Source organism: Pseudomonas sp. PDM03 (genome assembly GCF_014852385.1).
GTDB lineage: Bacteria > Pseudomonadota > Gammaproteobacteria > Pseudomonadales > Pseudomonadaceae > Aquipseudomonas > Aquipseudomonas migulae.
This window is the reverse complement of the sequence record NZ_JACVBM010000015.1, coordinates 154,004-172,542: the sequence shown is the minus strand read 5'-3', so window position 1 is coordinate 172,542 and position 18,539 is coordinate 154,004. Positions and strand designations below refer to the sequence as shown.

Annotated in this window: 16 protein-coding genes; all 16 read left to right on the top strand. The window is 60.2% G+C overall.

From position 1 onward, the window contains the following. Positions 1-38 precede the first annotated feature (38 nt). Positions 39-1,409 (top strand): adenylosuccinate lyase, encoded by a 1,371-nt coding sequence (gene purB, locus IB254_RS20510; RefSeq protein WP_008032719.1) that lies wholly within the window; start codon positions 39-41, stop codon positions 1,407-1,409. Positions 1,410-1,495: 86 nt separating this feature from the next. Then, a complete protein-coding gene (locus IB254_RS20505; RefSeq protein ID WP_192419113.1) occupies positions 1,496-2,665 on the top strand; it encodes a cupin domain-containing protein in 1,170 nt (389 codons plus the stop codon). Then, positions 2,658-3,083: a GNAT family N-acetyltransferase gene (locus IB254_RS20500; protein ID WP_017339601.1), complete on the top strand. Its 426-nt coding sequence runs from the start codon at positions 2,658-2,660 to the stop codon at positions 3,081-3,083. Before IB254_RS20505 ends, IB254_RS20500 begins: the two co-directional genes overlap by 8 nt. A gap of 322 nt (positions 3,084-3,405) precedes the next feature. Beyond that, positions 3,406-4,167 (top strand): secretin N-terminal domain-containing protein, encoded by a 762-nt coding sequence (locus tag IB254_RS20495; protein WP_192419111.1) that lies wholly within the window; start codon positions 3,406-3,408, stop codon positions 4,165-4,167. 474 nt (positions 4,168-4,641) lie between these two features. Beyond that, positions 4,642-5,967 (top strand): isocitrate lyase, encoded by a 1,326-nt coding sequence (gene aceA / locus IB254_RS20490; protein ID WP_008032724.1) that lies wholly within the window; start codon positions 4,642-4,644, stop codon positions 5,965-5,967. Between the two features lie 643 nt (positions 5,968-6,610). Continuing rightward, the gene (locus IB254_RS20485) at positions 6,611-7,024 is read left to right on the top strand and encodes an NADH-quinone oxidoreductase subunit A (RefSeq protein WP_003223812.1); all 414 of its coding nucleotides are present in this window, start codon (positions 6,611-6,613) and stop codon (positions 7,022-7,024) included. A 10-nt stretch (positions 7,025-7,034) separates the two neighbouring features. Continuing rightward, positions 7,035-7,709 carry a NuoB/complex I 20 kDa subunit family protein gene (locus tag IB254_RS20480; protein WP_008032725.1) on the top strand — a complete coding sequence of 225 codons (675 nt, stop codon included), beginning with the start codon at positions 7,035-7,037 and terminating at the stop codon, positions 7,707-7,709. A gap of 72 nt (positions 7,710-7,781) precedes the next feature. After that, positions 7,782-9,566 carry an NADH-quinone oxidoreductase subunit C/D gene (gene nuoC, locus IB254_RS20475; RefSeq protein WP_008032726.1) on the top strand — a complete coding sequence of 595 codons (1,785 nt, stop codon included), beginning with the start codon at positions 7,782-7,784 and terminating at the stop codon, positions 9,564-9,566. Between the two features lie 2 nt (positions 9,567-9,568). Further along, positions 9,569-10,066 carry an NADH-quinone oxidoreductase subunit NuoE gene (nuoE, locus tag IB254_RS20470; RefSeq protein ID WP_008020715.1) on the top strand — a complete coding sequence of 166 codons (498 nt, stop codon included), beginning with the start codon at positions 9,569-9,571 and terminating at the stop codon, positions 10,064-10,066. Further along, positions 10,063-11,418: an NADH-quinone oxidoreductase subunit NuoF gene (gene nuoF, locus IB254_RS20465; protein WP_008032727.1), complete on the top strand. Its 1,356-nt coding sequence runs from the start codon at positions 10,063-10,065 to the stop codon at positions 11,416-11,418. Before nuoE ends, nuoF begins: the two co-directional genes overlap by 4 nt. A 137-nt stretch (positions 11,419-11,555) precedes the next feature. Continuing rightward, entirely contained in the window at positions 11,556-14,270 is a 2,715-nt protein-coding gene (nuoG, locus tag IB254_RS20460; protein WP_192419109.1) for an NADH-quinone oxidoreductase subunit NuoG, read from the top strand. Beyond that, positions 14,267-15,274, top strand: a complete 1,008-nt coding sequence (gene nuoH, locus IB254_RS20455; protein WP_008032732.1) for an NADH-quinone oxidoreductase subunit NuoH — start codon at positions 14,267-14,269, stop codon at positions 15,272-15,274. The genes nuoG and nuoH overlap by 4 nt, the downstream gene beginning before the upstream one ends. A 12-nt stretch (positions 15,275-15,286) precedes the next feature. Next, positions 15,287-15,832, top strand: coding sequence for an NADH-quinone oxidoreductase subunit NuoI (gene nuoI / locus IB254_RS20450; RefSeq protein ID WP_008032736.1), 546 nt, complete (start codon positions 15,287-15,289; stop codon positions 15,830-15,832). A gap of 9 nt (positions 15,833-15,841) precedes the next feature. Further along, positions 15,842-16,345 (top strand): NADH-quinone oxidoreductase subunit J, encoded by a 504-nt coding sequence (nuoJ, locus tag IB254_RS20445; protein ID WP_008032738.1) that lies wholly within the window; start codon positions 15,842-15,844, stop codon positions 16,343-16,345. A 2-nt stretch (positions 16,346-16,347) separates the two neighbouring features. Further along, the gene (gene nuoK, locus IB254_RS20440; RefSeq protein WP_007940879.1) at positions 16,348-16,656 is read left to right on the top strand and encodes an NADH-quinone oxidoreductase subunit NuoK; all 309 of its coding nucleotides are present in this window, start codon (positions 16,348-16,350) and stop codon (positions 16,654-16,656) included. After that, entirely contained in the window at positions 16,653-18,506 is a 1,854-nt protein-coding gene (gene nuoL / locus IB254_RS20435) for an NADH-quinone oxidoreductase subunit L (protein ID WP_008032743.1), read from the top strand. Before nuoK ends, nuoL begins: the two co-directional genes overlap by 4 nt. Positions 18,507-18,539: the final 33 nt, after the last annotated feature.

Sequence of the window (18,539 nt, the reverse complement as noted above, 5' to 3'; positions counted from 1 at the left end):
GCGCCCCATTTCGTTGCCCGACTGTCCGAGAACACCCCATGCAGCTTTCTTCGCTCACTGCGGTTTCCCCTGTTGACGGCCGCTACGCCGGCAAAACCCAGGCCCTGCGCCCAATTTTCAGCGAATACGGCCTGATCCGTGCTCGCGTGCTGGTTGAAGTGCGCTGGCTCCAGCGCCTCGCCGCTCACCCTGCCATCAGCGAAGTGCCGGCGTTTTCCGCCGAAGCCAACGCCGTACTGAACACCCTGGCGGAAAACTTCTCTCTGGAGCACGCCGAGCGTGTCAAAGAGATCGAGCGCACCACCAACCACGACGTCAAAGCCATCGAATACCTGCTCAAAGAGCAAGCGGCCAAGCTGCCGGAGCTGGCAGCTGTCAGCGAATTCATCCACTTTGCCTGCACCAGCGAGGACATCAACAACCTGTCCCACGCCCTGATGCTGCGCGAAGGCCGTGATGACGTCATGCTGCCGCTGATGCGCCAGACTGCCGAAGCCATCCGCGAACTGGCCATCCGTTTCGCTGACGTGCCGATGCTGTCGCGCACCCACGGTCAACCGGCCTCGCCGACCACCCTGGGCAAAGAGCTGGCAAACGTGGTTTACCGTCTGGAGCGTCAGATCGCTCAAGTCGCTGCCGTTCCGCTGCTGGGCAAGATCAACGGCGCTGTCGGCAACTACAACGCTCACCTGTCGGCCTACCCTGAGATCGACTGGGAAGCCAACGCCCGCGCCTTCATCGAAGACGAGCTGGGCCTGGGCTTCAACCCGTACACCACGCAGATCGAACCGCACGACTACATCGCCGAGCTGTTCGACGCGATCGCGCGCTTCAACACCATCCTGATCGACTTCGACCGCGACATCTGGGGCTACATCTCCCTGGGTTATTTCAAACAGCGCACCATCGCTGGCGAAATCGGTTCGTCGACCATGCCGCACAAGGTCAACCCGATCGACTTCGAAAACTCCGAAGGCAACCTGGGCATCGCCAACGCACTGTTCCAGCACCTGGCGAGCAAACTGCCGATCTCCCGCTGGCAGCGCGACCTGACCGACTCCACCGTACTGCGAAACCTCGGTGTCGGCTTCGCCCACAGCGTGATCGCATACGAAGCCAGCCTCAAAGGCATCAGCAAACTGGAGCTCAACGCTCAGAAAATCGCTGCTGACCTCGATGCTTGCTGGGAAGTCCTGGCCGAGCCGATCCAGACCGTGATGCGTCGCTACAACATCGAAAACCCGTACGAGAAGCTGAAAGAGTTGACCCGTGGCAAGGGCATCAGCCCTGAAGCGCTGCAAACTTTCATCGACGGGCTGGACATGCCTGCCGCCGCCAAGGCCGAGCTGAAACTGCTCACCCCGGCGAACTACATCGGCAACGCTGTAGAGCAAGCCAAGCGCATCTGATCGACCGCTTTACCCGTTTGAGACGCCCGGCAGCGCCGGGCGTTTTTATTCCCGTCTGAAAAGTGCTTTTTTTCAATAGGTTACACATGAATCCTGACATTCCTCTTCAACTTCTGGGCGGCATCACGGCGCGCGAATTCCTGCGTGACTACTGGCAGAAAAAACCCCTGCTGATCCGTCAGGCGATCCCTGATTTCGAAAGCCCGATCGACGCCGACGAACTGGCCGGCCTGGCGCTGGAAGAAGAAGTTGAATCGCGCCTGATCATCGAGCACGGCGAGCGCCCTTGGGAATTGCGCCGCGGCCCGTTCGCCGAAGACGAATTCAGCAAGCTGCCGGAAACCGAATGGACCCTGCTGGTGCAAGCGGTTGACCAGTTCGTGCCGGAAGTCAGCGAACTGCTGGAACAGTTCCGCTTCCTGCCGAGCTGGCGTATCGACGACGTGATGATCAGCTTCGCTGCGCCGGGTGGCAGCGTCGGTCCGCACTTCGACAACTACGACGTGTTCCTGCTGCAAGGCCACGGCAAGCGCAGCTGGAAAATCGGCCAGATGTGCAACTCCGAAAGCCCGCTGCTGCAACACGCGGACCTGCGCATCCTGGCTGATTTCGAAGCCACCGATGAGTGGGTCCTGGAACCGGGCGACATGCTCTACCTGCCGCCACGCCTGGCCCACTGCGGTGTGGCCGTCGATGACTGCCTGACCTACTCCGTAGGTTTCCGCGCACCGAGCGCCGCTGAAGTGCTGACCCACTTCACCGACTTCCTCAGCCAGTTCCTGACTGACGAAGAGCGCTACACCGACGCCGACGCCCTGCCGGCGGTTGATCCGCATCAGATCCAGCACGACGCCCTCGATCGCCTGAAAGCCCTGCTGGCCGAGCACATGAGCGACGAACGCCTGCTGCTGACCTGGTTCGGCCAGTTCATGACCGAACCGCGCTACCCGGAACTGGTGGTCGGCCCTGAAGAAATCGAAGAAGACGACCTGCTTGCCAGCCTGGAGCAAGGCGCCGTACTGATCCGCAACCCGAGCGCCCGTATGGCCTGGTCCGAAGTCGATGACGACCTGCTGCTGTTCGCCAGCGGTCAGAGCCGTTATCTGCCGGGTAAACTGCGCGACCTGCTGAAGCTGATCTGTGCCGCCGATGCGCTGCACATCGACAACCTCGGCGAATGGCTGAGCGACGAAGACGGTCGCGGCTTGATTTGCGAACTGATCAAGCAAGGAAGCCTGGGGTTTGCCGATGAATAAAATTCACGTACGTGTCGCAGACTGGCAAAAGGATAACGCCGAGATCCGGCGCATTCGTGAGACGGTGTTCATCGCCGAGCAATCCGTTCCGCCCGAGCTGGAATGGGATGCAGATGACGCGACAGCGGTGCATTTCCTGGCCTTCGAAGGTGACTTTCCGATTGGCACCGCACGCCTGCTGCCCGATGGGCATGTTGGCCGGGTTTCGGTGCTGAAAGACTGGCGCGGCTTGAAGGTTGGCGACGCGCTGATGCAAGCGGTGATCGGTGAAGCCGAGAAGCGCGGGCTGAAGCAACAGATGCTGAGCGCGCAGGTGCAGGCGACGGCGTTCTATGAGCGCCTGGGCTTCAGCCTGGTCAGTGAGGAGTTCCTGGAAGCCGGGATTCCGCATGTGGACATGGTGCGGCACTCCGCTTAAAACCGCGGCGCGGCCTTCGCGAGCAAGCTTCGCTCCTACAGAATCACACCGAACCTGTAGGAGCGAGGCTTGCCCGCGAAGAGGCCCGAAAGCACACCCCAAAACGCCCCGCCATTTTCGGATGCCGGGGCGTTTTGCTGTCTACGATTCAACTTGCCCCACCCTGGGCCGACAAACTGGCAAACTCAAGACCTGTAGGAGCGAGCCTGCTCGCGATGGCCGTGAGAGCGCCGCGGGGTATCAGGCTTCCAGCGTCATCGTTGACGACCATCGCCAGCAAGCTGGCTCCTACACACAAACTTCAAGGCCGGAGATAACGGATATGTCCCTACGCACCCTGCTCACCACGCTGCTGCTGACCTGCAGTTTTTCGGTCATGGCAGCCACCGAGATCGTGCCGTTGAACTACCACACCAGCGCCGACATGCTGCCGATGGCGCAGGACTTTATCGGCAAGGACGGCCAGGTCAGCGCCTACGGCAACCAACTGATCGTCAATGCCGATCAGCGCAAGATCGACGAACTTAAAGCGCTTATCGCCCAACTCGACACACAACCCAAGCGCCTGCTGATCACCGTCGACACCAACGAAAACAACTTCCAGGGCGATCAGGGTTACTCGGTGAACGGCGCCAAACCCAGCCAGACCCGAATCATCAATCGCAGCACCGAAAGCCGTGACGGCGGCATTCAGCAAGTCCAGGCCAGCGAAGGTACACCGGCGCTGATCCAGGTCGGTCAGAGTGTGCCGCTGACCAGCACGCAGATCGATTCGTATGGCGATCCCCGCAGCCAGACCGAATACCGCAACGTCACCCAGGGTTTCTATGTCACCGCCAGCGTCACCGGCGACATCGTTCACCTGTCGATCAGTACCAACCGTGACCGCATGAGCCAGGAACGTCCCGATGTAGTGAACGTGCAAAGCACCGACACAACCGTCACCGGCCGCCTCGGCGAATGGATCACCCTCGCCGGCGTGAATCACCAGACTCAGGCCGACAAACAGGGCATGACCCTCAGCTACTCGACTCAGGGCCGGGATGACATGACCCTGCGGGTGAAAGTCGATACTTTGGACTAAACCACCAAAAACTGACTGATTAGTCGTATTAGACCAAAGATGTAGTGCTCGAAAAAAAGCACTACAAAACGTTTGACGAGCCAAAAAAGCGAAGGCATGATGGCCTCGCTCCCGCTAATCAGGGGCCCTGGCAAGGGCCTTCGAGGCGATGCTCGCACCTACCCCGCGAGCCGTTTCGTGTCTGTACCGCCCACAAGGTGTGTTTGACGAGGTTGCCGACTGGAACGAAGTTGTCCCGAGGGACGGAAGCGTATTTAGGTAACCGGCATCACACTGAAGTTCGTATAAAGGCCCACGACGCCCGAATGCGCTCGCCAGTCCGCCCTTACCTGCTCACTTCCCCTCGAGCCCATCGTTCATCCCGTCGCCAACCCCGCCGAATTCGACTTGACCGCCTAAGCTTCTGGTCTGCGAGCGCATGAATTTTCCACCGCAGAACAACTTTCCGTAAAAGACGCGACGAGGTTTATCTCCATGGCACTGACACGCGAACAGCAAATTGCAGCCCTCGAAAAAGACTGGGCTGAAAACCCACGCTGGAAAGGCGTGACACGCGCTTACTCCGCTGCTGACGTCGTCCGCCTGCGTGGCTCGGTTCAACCTGAGCACACCTTTGCAAAACTCGGCGCCGAGAAGCTCTGGAACCTGGTCACCCAGGGCGCCAAGCCGTCCTTCCGTCCTGAGAAAGATTTCGTCAACTGCATGGGCGCTCTGACCGGCGGCCAGGCTGTACAACAAGTCAAAGCCGGTATCCAGGCGATCTACCTGTCGGGCTGGCAGGTTGCTGCGGACAACAACTCCGCCGAATCGATGTACCCGGACCAGTCGCTGTACCCGGTGGACTCGGTTCCAACCGTGGTCAAGCGCATCAACAACTCGTTCCGTCGTGCCGACCAGATCCAGTGGAAAGCCGGCAAGGGCCCGGGCGACGAAGGCTACATCGACTACTTCGCACCAATCGTGGCTGACGCCGAAGCCGGTTTCGGCGGCGTACTGAACGCCTACGAGCTGATGAAGAGCATGATCGAAGCAGGCGCCGCCGGCGTTCACTTCGAAGACCAACTGGCTTCCGTGAAAAAATGCGGCCACATGGGCGGCAAGGTACTGGTTCCTACCCAGGAAGCCGTACAGAAGCTGACCGCTGCCCGTCTGGCGGCTGACGTTGCCGGTACTCCGACCATCATCCTGGCACGTACCGACGCTAACGCGGCTGACCTGCTGACTTCCGACTGCGACCCGTACGACCAGCCATTCGTGACTGGCGAACGTACCCAGGAAGGCTTCTACAAAGTGCGCGCTGGCCTGGACCAGGCAATCGCTCGCGGCCTGGCTTACGCTCCGTACGCCGACCTGATCTGGTGCGAAACCGCCAAGCCGGACCTGGACGAAGCCCGTCGCTTCGCTGAAGCGATCAAGAAGGAATACCCGGACCAACTGCTGTCGTACAACTGCTCGCCTTCCTTCAACTGGAAGAAAAACCTGGACGACGCGACCATCGCCAAGTTCCAGCGCGAACTGTCCGCCATGGGTTACAAGCACCAGTTCATCACCCTGGCCGGCATTCACAACATGTGGCACAGCATGTTCAACCTGGCGCACGACTACGCCCGCAACGACATGACTGCCTACGTGAAGCTGCAAGAGCAGGAATTCGCCGACGCCGCCAAGGGTTACACCTTCGTGGCTCACCAGCAGGAAGTGGGCACCGGCTACTTCGACGACATGACCACCGTGATCCAGGGCGGCTCGTCGTCGGTTACCGCACTGACCGGTTCGACTGAAGAAGAACAGTTCCACTGATCTGCTTCGCCTGAACGAACGGCCGTTGCGGACCGAATAAAAAGCTAACCGCAACGCCGCACATCTGACGCCCCGACTGGTTCGGGGCGTTTTTTTTGCGCGCTATTCAACAAACACCGCAAAACCCTTGTAGGAGTGAGCCTGCTCGCGATGAGGCCGGCACACCCAGCAAAGATGTCACCTGACAGACCGCTATCGCGAGCAGGCTCGCTCCTACAGGGGAAGGGGGTGATTCAGGAAAAATCCTTGATCCAGCGCAGTTTCACGATCAGAAAAACAGGGTAAAACGGTGCCGCCCGCTACTTGCAGTAACGCGCATATAAGACAACTTTCCACCCACCTACCCGTTAAACAGTTTGAAAACCGCTTCAAACAATATTGATTATCATTTAGCTCAAACTATGTTCGTTACATTCCCTACAAAACATAATTGATGAAAAGCCTGCTAATGCCCGCAACGCATGGGCTGCGGGACTTTGGAGGTGCGCTATGTCCTTATTCCTATAAATAATTTCGCTATAGGAATTTTACTTGCACGGTGTTGTGCCATAAAATCAGCCGGATTGATTGCTGCGACATATCGTCACTGCTTTGTTTCTTTTTCAAGCTCAGAGACCTTTGCTCTCTGTTAAGGATTACCAGCATGCCCGAAGCGACAGGACTCATGGCCCACAACTGGGGCTTTGCCATTTTCCTTCTGGGCGTCGTCGGCCTTTGCGCCTTCATGCTCGGCGTCTCCAGCCTCCTCGGGTCAAAAGCCTGGGGCCGCAGCAAAAACGAACCGTTCGAGTCCGGCATGCTACCTACAGGTGGCGCCCGCTTGCGGCTCTCAGCCAAATTCTATCTGGTCGCGATGCTCTTCGTGATCTTCGATATCGAAGCCCTTTTTCTCTTTGCCTGGTCTGTGTCCGTCCGCGAAAGCGGCTGGACCGGATTCGTCGAAGCTCTCGTTTTCATAGCAATTCTGTTGGCAGGCCTTGTCTACCTATTCCGAGTGGGCGCCCTTGACTGGGCTCCGGAAGCTCGTCGTAAGCGGCAAGCGAAGCTGAAACAATGAGGCTTTGGCAATGCAATACAATCTCACCAGGATCGACCCCGATGCTCCTAACGAGCAGTATCCGATTGGCGAACGAGAAACCGTTTCCGATCCGTTAGAAGATCAAGTCCACAAAAACATCTTCATGGGCAAGCTCGAAGACGTGCTTAACGGCACGATCAACTGGGGGCGCAAGAACTCCCTGTGGCCGTATAACTTCGGCCTTTCGTGCTGCTACGTGGAAATGACCACCGCCTTCACGGCGCCCCACGACATCGCGCGCTTTGGCGCCGAGGTTATCCGGGCATCGCCGCGTCAGGCGGATTTCATGGTTATCGCCGGTACCTGCTTCATCAAGATGGCGCCGATCATTCAGCGTCTCTACGAGCAAATGCTCGAACCTAAATGGGTCATCTCCATGGGTTCGTGCGCCAACTCCGGTGGCATGTACGACATCTACTCAGTCGTTCAAGGGGTGGACAAGTTCCTGCCCGTGGACGTCTACGTGCCTGGCTGCCCGCCTCGTCCTGAAGCTTTTCTGCAAGGCTTGATGCTTTTGCAGGAGTCGATAGGACAGGAGCGTCGTCCGCTTTCCTGGGTCGTTGGCGATCAAGGCGTGTATCGCGCCGAGATGCCTTCCGAGAAGGACAAGCGCCGCGAACAGCGAATCGCAGTCACCAACCTGCGCAGCCCCGACGAAGTCTGATCCAGATCTGCTTCTTATATAGAACGAGACACTGGCTTCATTCTTTACGTTGACCGAAAGCGATAAATAACCATGACTACAGGCAGTGCTCTGTACATCCCGCCTTACAAGGCAGACGACCAGGATGTGGTCGTCGAACTGAATAACCGTTTTGGCCCCGAGGCGTTCACCGCCCAGCCTACCCGCACCGGCATGCCGGTGCTTTGGGTTGCCCGTGCCAAACTCGTCGAAGTGATGACCTTCCTGCGCAACCTGCCCAAGCCGTACGTCATGCTCTATGACCTGCACGGCGTGGACGAGCGTCTGCGCACCAAGCGTCAAGGGCTGCCAAGCGGCGCCGACTTCACCGTGTTCTATCACCTGATGTCGATCGAACGTAATAGTGACGTGATGATCAAGGTCGCCTTGTCCGAGAGCGACCTCAGCGTGCCGACCGTCACCGGGATCTGGCCGAACGCCAACTGGTACGAGCGTGAAGTGTGGGACATGTACGGCATCGACTTTGCCGGCCACCCGCACCTGACCCGCATCATGATGCCGCCGACCTGGGAAGGTCACCCGCTGCGCAAGGACTTCCCGGCCCGTGCCACCGAGTTCGACCCGTTCACCCTGAACCTGGCCAAGCAACAGCTTGAGGAAGAAGCCGCGCGCTTCAAGCCTGAAGACTGGGGCATGAAGCGTTCCGGTGCGAACGAGGACTACATGTTCCTCAACCTCGGTCCCAACCACCCTTCCGCGCACGGTGCGTTCCGCATCATCCTGCAGCTGGACGGTGAAGAGATCGTCGATTGCGTACCGGACGTCGGCTACCACCACCGTGGTGCCGAGAAGATGGCCGAGCGTCAGTCCTGGCACAGCTTCATCCCGTACACCGACCGTATCGACTACCTCGGCGGCGTGATGAACAACCTGCCGTACGTGCTCTCGGTCGAGAAGCTGGCCGGCATCAAGGTACCCGAGAAGGTCGACGTCATCCGCATCATGATGGCCGAGTTCTTCCGGATCACCAGCCACCTGCTGTTCCTGGGTACCTACATCCAGGACGTCGGCGCCATGACCCCGGTGTTCTTCACCTTCACCGACCGCCAGAAGGCGTACACGGTTATCGAAGCCATTACCGGTTTCCGTCTGCACCCGGCCTGGTACCGCATCGGTGGCGTCGCCCACGACCTGCCGCGCGGCTGGGAAAAGCTGGTGAAAGACTTCGTCGAGTGGATGCCAAAGCGTCTGGACGAATACCAGAAAGCCGCTCTGGACAACAGCATCCTGCGTGGCCGGACCATCGGCGTCGCTGCCTACAACACCAAAGAGGCCCTCGAATGGGGCGTCACCGGTGCAGGCCTGCGTTCGACCGGTTGCGACTTCGACCTGCGTAAAGCGCGTCCATACTCGGGCTACGAGAACTTCGAATTCGAAGTGCCGCTGGCCGCCAATGGCGATGCCTACGACCGTTGCATCGTGCGCGTCGAAGAAATGCGCCAGAGCATCAAGATCATCGACCAGTGCATGCGCAACATGCCGGAAGGCCCGTACAAGGCGGATCACCCGCTGACCACGCCGCCGCCGAAAGAGCGCACGCTGCAGCACATCGAGACCCTGATCACGCACTTCCTGCAAGTTTCGTGGGGCCCGGTCATGCCGGCCAACGAATCCTTCCAGATGATCGAAGCGACCAAGGGCATCAACAGTTATTACCTGACGAGCGATGGCGGCACCATGAGCTACCGCACCCGGATTCGCACCCCAAGCTTCCCGCACCTGCAGCAGATCCCTTCGGTGATCAAAGGCAGCATGGTCGCGGACTTGATTGCGTACCTGGGTAGTATCGATTTCGTTATGGCCGACGTGGACCGCTAAGCATGAACAGCACGCTTATCCAGACAGACCGTTTCACCTTGAGTGAAACCGAGCGCTCGGCCATCGAGCACGAGCTGCATCACTACGAAGACCCGCGCGCGGCGTCGATCGAAGCCCTGAAGATCGTCCAGAAGGAACGTGGCTGGGTGCCTGACGGCGCGCTCTACGCCATCGGCGAGATCCTCGGCATCCCGGCGAGCGACGTTGAAGGCGTGGCTACTTTCTATAGCCAGATCTTCCGTCAGCCAGTCGGTCGCCACATCATTCGCGTCTGCGACAGCATGGTCTGCTACATCGGCGGCCATGAATCGGTAGTCAGCGAAATCCAGAGCAAACTCGGCATCGGCCTGGGCCAGACCACCGCCGACGGTCGTTTCACCCTGCTGCCGGTCTGCTGCCTCGGCAACTGCGACAAGGCGCCGGCGTTGATGATCGACGACGACACTTTCGGTGATGTGCAGCCTGCCGGCGTTGCCAAATTGCTCGAGGGCTACGTATGACCCTGACTTCCTTCGGTCCTGCCAACCGCATCAAGCGTTCGGCCGAGACTCACCCGCTGACCTGGCGTCTGCGTGACGACGGAGAAGCTGTCTGGCTCGACGAGTACCAGGCCAAGAACGGTTACGCCGCTGCGCGCAAGGCCTTCGCCGACATGGCTCAGGACGACATCGTCCAGACCGTGAAAGACGCCGGCCTGAAAGGTCGCGGCGGTGCAGGCTTCCCCACGGGTGTGAAGTGGGGCCTGATGCCGAAAGACGAATCCATCAACATCCGCTACCTGCTGTGCAACGCGGATGAAATGGAGCCGAACACCTGGAAAGACCGCATGCTGATGGAGCAACTGCCCCATCTGCTGATCGAAGGCATGCTGATCAGTGCCCGCGCACTGAAAACCTACCGGGGCTACATCTTCCTGCGTGGCGAATACACCACCGCCGCCAAGCACCTGAACCGTGCCGTGGAAGAAGCCAAGGCAGCTGGCCTTTTGGGCAAGAACATCCTGGGCAGCGGCTTCGATTTCGAGCTGTTCGTCCACACCGGCGCCGGGCGCTACATCTGCGGTGAAGAAACCGCACTGATCAACTCCCTCGAAGGCCGCCGCGCCAACCCGCGTTCCAAGCCGCCCTTCCCTGCCGCCGTTGGTGTGTGGGGCAAGCCGACTTGCGTGAACAACGTTGAAACCCTGTGCAACGTCCCGGCGATCATTGCCGATGGCGTGGACTGGTACAAATCGTTGGCTCGCGAAGGCAGTGAAGACATGGGCACCAAACTCATGGGCTTCTCCGGCAAGGTCAAGAACCCGGGCCTGTGGGAATTGCCATTCGGCGTCACCGGTCGCGAGTTGTTCGAAGACTACGCCGGCGGCATGCGCGACGGTTACAAGCTCAAGGCCTGGCAGCCAGGCGGCGCCGGTACCGGTTTCCTGTTGCCTGAACACCTGGACGCACAAATGTACGCCGGCGGCATCGCCAAAGTGGGCACCCGTATGGGTACCGGCCTGGCCATGGCGGTGGACGACAGCGTCAACATGGTTTCCCTGCTGCGCAACATGGAGCAGTTCTTCGCCCGCGAATCCTGTGGTTTCTGCACCCCTTGCCGCGATGGCTTGCCATGGAGCGTCAAGCTGCTGATGGCCATCGAGAACGGCGAAGGCCAGCCTGGCGACATCGAGACCCTGCTGGGTCTGGTCGGTTTCCTCGGCCCAGGCAAGACCTTCTGTGCTCACGCACCGGGTGCCGTGGAGCCGTTGGGCAGCGCAATCAAATACTTCCGCCATGAGTTCGAAGCCGGCATCGCGCCTGTCAGCGCCGTCGTCCCGCCTCTGGCAAGGCCGATCGTAGTCGGCGCTTAACGCTTAAAAAAGGCGAACGGTCCGTGCCGTTCGCCTTCTCGTGTGATGACGCCTTGAACGGCTGTGTTGATTCACGCGAATAACAAGATTCCATTAGCCACGCCCGCTGACACCGGGCCAACGAAGAACTTTGAACCATGGCCACTATCCACGTAGACGGCAAAGAGCTCGAAGTCGATGGGGCAGACAACCTGTTACAGGCATGTCTGTCGCTAGGCCTCGATATCCCTTATTTCTGCTGGCACCCTGCCCTTGGCAGCGTTGGCGCTTGCCGCCAGTGCGCGGTCAAACAGTACACCGACGAGAACGACACCCGTGGTCGCATCGTCATGTCCTGCATGACCCCTGCCACCGACGGCACCTGGATCTCCATCGAAGATGAAGAGTCCAAGGCCTTCCGCGCCAGTGTTGTTGAATGGCTGATGACCAACCACCCGCACGACTGCCCGGTCTGCGAGGAAGGCGGTCACTGCCACCTGCAAGACATGACCGTGATGACCGGCCACAACGAGCGCCGTTATCGCTTCACCAAGCGTACCCACCAGAACCAGCAACTGGGCCCGTTCATTTCCCACGAAATGAACCGCTGCATCGCTTGCTACCGCTGCGTGCGCTTCTATAAGGATTACGCTGGCGGCACCGACCTTGGTGTGTTCGGCGCCCACGACAACGTGTACTTCGGTCGCGTTGAAGACGGCGTACTGGAAAGCGAATTCTCCGGCAACCTCACCGAGGTCTGCCCGACCGGTGTGTTCACCGACAAGACTCACTCCGAACGCTACAACCGCAAGTGGGACATGCAGTTCTCGCCGAGCATCTGCCATGGCTGCTCCAGCGGTTGCAACATCTCCCCGGGCGAGCGTTACGGCGAACTGCGTCGGATCGAAAACCGCTTCAACGGTTCGGTCAACCAGTACTTCCTGTGCGACCGTGGCCGTTTCGGCTATGGCTACGTCAACCGCGAAGACCGCCCGCGTCAGCCATTGCTGGCCAACGGCACCAAGCTGAGCCTCGACGAAGCGCTGGATAAAGCGGCTGACCTGCTGCGCGGTCGCAACATCGTCGGTATCGGTTCGCCGCGTGCCAGCCTCGAAAGCAACTACGCGTTGCGCGAGCTGGTCGGCGCCGAGCACTTCTACTCCGGTATCGAAGCCGCCGAGCTGGAACGCATTCGTCTGGTCATGCAGGTGCTGAAAGACAGCCCGCTGCCGATCCCGAACATGCGCGACATCGAAGACCACGACGCCATCTTCGTCCTCGGCGAAGACCTGACCCAGACCGCCGCCCGTATGGCGCTGTCCCTGCGTCAATCGGTCAAGGGCAAGGCCGAAGACATGGCCGACGGCATGCGCGTTCAACCTTGGCTCGACGCTGCGGTGAAGAACATCGGTCAGCACGAGCTGAACCCGCTGTTCATCGCCAGCCTGGCTGAAACCAAGCTCGACGACATCGCCGAAGAGTGCGTTCACGCCGCTCCCGACGATCTGGCGCGCATCGGTTTCGCCGTGGCTCACGCCCTCGACGCCAGCGCCCCAGCGGTTGAAGGCCTCGACGCCGAAGCCCTCGAACTGGCCAAGCGCATTGCCGACGCCCTGCTCGCGGCCAAGCGTCCGTTGATCATTGCCGGCACCTCGCTGGGTTCCAAAGCATTGATCGAAGCCGCCGCGAACATCGCCAAAGCCCTGAAGCTGCGCGAGAAGAACGGTTCCATCAGCCTGATCGTGCCAGAGGCCAACAGCCTCGGCCTGGCCATGCTCGGTGGTGAATCGGTCGACGCCGCGCTGCAAGCGGTGATCGATGGCAAGGCCGACGCCATCGTCGTGCTGGAAAACGATCTGTACACCCGTACCGACAAGGCCAAGGTCGATGCCGCCCTGACCGCCGCGAAAGTGGTGATCGTTGCCGACCACCAGAAAACCGCCACCAGCGATCGCGCGCACCTGGTTCTGCCAGCCGCCAGCTTCGCTGAAGGCGACGGTACGCTGGTCAGCCAGGAAGGCCGCGCCCAGCGCTTCTTCCAGGTCTTCGATCCGAAGTACATGGACGCGAGCATCCTGGTTCACGAAGGCTGGCGCTGGCTGCATGCCCTGCGCGCTACCTTGCTGAACCAGCCGATCGACTGGACCCAACTGGACCACGTCACCGCTGCCGTCGCCGCAAGCACGCCGCAACTGAACCGCATCGTCGATGCCGCACCGTCCGCCTCGTTCCGCATCAAGGGCATGAAGCTTGCCCGCGAACCGCTGCGTTACTCGGGTCGTACCGCCATGCGCGCTGACATCAACGTGCACGAACCGCGTACCCCGCAAGACAAGGACACCGCGTTCGCCTTCTCCATGGAAGGTTACTCGGGCTCGGCCGAACCACGTCAGCAAGTGCCTTTCGCCTGGTCTCCGGGCTGGAACTCGCCGCAAGCCTGGAACAAGTTCCAGGACGAAGTCGGTGGTCACATCCGCGCTGGCGACCCGGGCACCCGCCTGATCGAAAGCACCGGTGATTCGCTGAACTGGTTCTCGGCTGTTCCGCGCGCCTTCAACCCGGCGCCGGGCACCTGGCAGGTCGTGCCGTTCTTCCACCTGCTCGGCAGCGAAGAGAACTCTTCGAAAGCCGCACCGGTTCAGGAACGCATCCCGGCCGCCTACGTCGCCTTGGCCAAGTCCGAAGCGGATCGCCTGGGTGTCAATGACGGTGCCCTGCTGAGCTTGAACGTTGCCGGCCAGACCCTGCGTCTGCCGCTGCGCATCAACGAAGAGCTGGGTGCTGGCCTGGTCGCATTGCCGGCCGGTATCGCGGGCATTCCGCCAGCGATCTTTGGCAAATCCGTTGACGGTCTGCAGGAGGCAGCTCAATGACCTGGTTCACGCCTGAAGTGATTGACGTGATCATCGCGGTCCTCAAGGCCATCGTGATCCTGCTCGCCGTGGTGGTGTGCGGCGCGCTGCTGAGCTGGGTCGAGCGTCGTCTGCTCGCCCTCTGGCAGGACCGTTACGGTCCGAACCGCGTCGGCCCGTTCGGCGCGTTCCAGATCGCGGCCGACATGATCAAGATGTTCTTCAAGGAAGACTGGACCCCGCCGTTCGCCGACAAGATGATCTTCACCCTGGCACCGGTAGTCGCCATGAGCGCCCTGCTGATTGCCTTCGCGATCATCCCGATCACCCCGACCTGGGGCGTGGCGGACATCAACATCGGCATCCTGTTCTTCTTCGCCATGGCCGGTCTGTCGGTCTACGCGGTGCTGTTCGCCGGCTGGTCGAGTAACAACAAGTTCGCCCTGCTGGGCAGCTTGCGGGCCTCGGCACAGACCGTGTCGTACGAAGTGTTCATGGGCCTGTCGCTGATGGGCATCGTGATCCAGGTCGGCTCGTTCAACATGCGCGACATCGTTGAATACCAAGCGCAGAACCTGTGGTTCATCATTCCGCAGATCTTCGGTTTCCTGACCTTCTTCATCGCCGGCGTCGCCGTGACTCACCGTCACCCGTTCGACCAGCCGGAAGCGGAGCAGGAACTGGCTGACGGTTACCACATTGAATACGCCGGCATGAAATGGGGCATGTTCTTCGTTGGTGAGTACATCGGCATCGTGTTGATTTCGGCGCTGCTGGTGACCTTGTTCTTCGGTGGCTGGCACGGTCCGTTCAACATTCTGCCGCAGATCCCGTTCATCTGGTTTGCGCTGAAAACCGCGTTCTTCATCATGATCTTCATCCTGTTGCGCGCCTCGATTCCGCGCCCACGGTATGACCAAGTGATGGACTTCAGCTGGAAGTTCTGCCTGCCGCTGACCCTCGTCAACATGCTGGTGACCGCTGCGATCGTGTTGCTCAACACGCCCGCCGTCGCGGCTCAGTGAGGATAGAGAATCATGAAGTACATATTTGACATCGTGCATGGCTTCTTCACCCAGCTTCGCAGCCTGGTGATGATTTTCGGCCACGCCTTCCGCAAGCGCGACACGCTGCAGTACCCGGAAGAACCGGTCTACCTGCCGCCGCGCTACCGTGGCCGTATCGTCCTGACCCGCGACCCTGATGGCGAAGAGCGTTGTGTAGCCTGCAACCTGTGCGCCGTGGCGTGCCCGGTCGGGTGCATCTCGCTGCAGAAAGCTGAAACCGAAGACGGTCGCTGGTACCCGGACTTCTTCCGCATCAACTTCTCGCGCTGCATTTTCTGCGGCCTCTGCGAGGAAGCCTGCCCGACCACCGCGATCCAGCTGACACCGGATTTCGAGATGGCCGAGTTCAAACGTCAGGACCTGGTTTACGAGAAAGAAGATCTGCTGATCTCCGGCCCCGGCAAAAACCCTGATTACAACTTCTATCGTGTTGCAGGTATGGCGATTGCCGGGAAGCCGAAAGGCTCCGCGCAGAATGAAGCCGAACCGATCAACGTGAAGAGCTTGCTGCCTTAAGGAAGAAAGATGGAATTCGCTTTCTATTTCGCATCGGGTATCGCTGTGGTGTCCACGCTTCGCGTGATCACCCACACCAACCCTGTGCACGCCCTGCTCTACCTGATCATTTCGCTGATCGCCGTGGCCATGACGTTCTTCGCCCTCGGCGCACCGTTTGCCGGTGTTCTGGAAGTGATCGCCTACGCTGGCGCCATCATGGTGCTGTTCGTGTTCGTGGTGATGATGCTGAACCTGGGCCCGGCCTCGGTTCAGCAAGAGCGCGTCTGGCTCAAGCCCGGCATCTGGCTCGGCCCGGTGATTCTCGGTGCCCTGCTGCTGGCTGAACTGCTGTACGTGCTGTTCTCCCACCAGAGCGGCCAGGCCGTCGGCCACACCACCGTAGACGCCAAGGCCGTGGGCATCAGCCTGTTCGGTCCGTACCTGCTGGTGGTCGAACTCGCCTCGATGCTGCTGCTCGCCGCAGCCGTGACGGCGTTCCACTTGGGCCGTAACGAAGCCAAGGAGCAATGACGATGCCTGCTATCCCTTTGGAGCATGGTCTGGCGGTCGCCGGCATCCTGTTCTGCCTCGGTCTGGTCGGCCTGATGGTCCGCCGCAACATTCTCTTCGTGCTGATGAGCCTGGAGGTCATGATGAATGCCTCCGCTTTGGCGTTCATCGTTGCCGGTAGCCGCTGGGCGCAGCCGGATGGACAGATCATGTTCATCCTGGTGATCAGCCTGGCAGCCGCCGAGGCCAGTATCGGCCTGGCGATCCTGCTGCAACTGTATCGCCGCTTCCACACGCTCGATATCGACGCTGCCAGTGAGATGCGCGGATGAATCTTCTCTATCTGACTTTCGTATTCCCTCTCATAGGTTTCCTGCTGCTGTCGTTCTCCCGTGGACGCCTCTCGGAAAACCTGTCGGCGCTGATCGGCGTCGGTTCCATCGGCCTGTCTGCCATCGTCACCGCTTACGTGATCTGGCAATTCAACGTCGCGCCACCTGAAGGTGGTCACTACACCCAGGTGTTGTGGCAGTGGATGGCGGTGGAAGGCTTCACGCCGAACTTCGCGCTGTACCTGGATGGTCTGTCCCTGACCATGCTCGGTGTCGTGGTCGGTGTCGGCTTCCTGATCCACCTGTTCGCGTCCTGGTACATGCGCGGTGAAGCCGGTTACTCGCGTTTCTTCGCCTACACCAACCTGTTTATCGCCAGCATGCTGTTCCTGGTCCTGGGCGATAACCTGTTGTTCCTGTACTTCGGCTGGGAAGGCGTGGGCCTGTGCTCGTACCTGTTGATCGGTTTCTACTACAGCAACCGCAACAACGGTAACGCCGCACTCAAAGCCTTTATCGTGACCCGCATCGGCGACGTGTTCATGGCCATCGGCCTGTTCATCCTGTTCGCCCAACTGGGTACGCTGAACGTCCAGGAACTGCTGGTGCTGGCACCGCAGAAATTCCAGGCCGGCGACTTCTGGATGGTCATGGCCACCCTGATGCTGCTGGGCGGCGCTGTCGGTAAATCCGCGCAACTGCCACTGCAAACCTGGCTGGCGGATGCGATGGCCGGTCCTACCCCGGTTTCGGCACTGATCCACGCCGCGACCATGGTGACCGCTGGTGTCTACCTGATCGCCCGTACCCACGGCCTGTTCACCCTGGCGCCGGAAATCCTGCACCTGGTAGGCATCGTCGGTGGCGTGACCCTGGTACTCGCCGGTTTCGCGGCACTGGTGCAGACCGACATCAAACGTATCCTTGCCTATTCGACCATGAGCCAGATCGGCTACATGTTCCTGGCGCTGGGCGTTGGCGCATGGGATGGCGCGATCTTCCACCTGATGACCCACGCCTTCTTCAAGGCGCTGCTGTTCCTTGCCTCCGGTGCGGTGATCGTTGCCTGCCACCACGAGCAGAACATCTTCAAGATGGGCGGCCTGTGGAAGAAACTGCCACTGGCCTACGCCAGCTTCATCGTCGGCGGCGCGGCCCTGGCGGCCCTGCCACTGGTGACCGCAGGCTTCTACTCCAAGGACGAAATCCTTTGGGAAGCATTTGCCAGCGGCAACCAGGGTCTGCTGTACGCAGGTCTGGTCGGTGCGTTCATGACTTCGCTGTACACCTTCCGCCTGATCTTCATCGCGTTCCACGGTGAAGTGAAGACCGAAGCGCACGCCGGTCACGGCATCGCTCACTGGCTGCCACTGTCGGTGCTGATCGTATTGTCCACCGCCATTGGCGCGATGATCGTTCCGCCACTGCACGGTGTGCTGCCGGAAAGCGTCGGCCACGCCGGCGGCGAAGCCAAGCACAGTCTGGAAATCGCCTCGGGCGCCATCGCCCTGGCCGGTATCCTGCTGGCCGCGTTGCTGTTCCTCGGCAAGCGTCGTTTCGTTACTGCAATCGCCAACAGCGGCATCGGCCGCTTCCTTTCGGCCTGGTGGTTCGCTGCCTGGGGCTTCGACTGGATCTACGACAAGCTGTTCGTCAAGCCATACCTGGCGATCAGCCATGTACTGCGCAAAGACCCGCTCGACCAGACCATCGGTCTGATCCCGCGTATGGCCAAAGGCGGTCACACCGCCCTGAGCCGTACCGAAACCGGTCAACTGCGTTGGTACGCGGCATCGATGGCAGCCGGCTCCGTGCTGGTCATCGGCGCCATCGTGCTGGTAGCGGTCTGAATATGAACCTTGCGAACTTGCGAAAGGAATTGA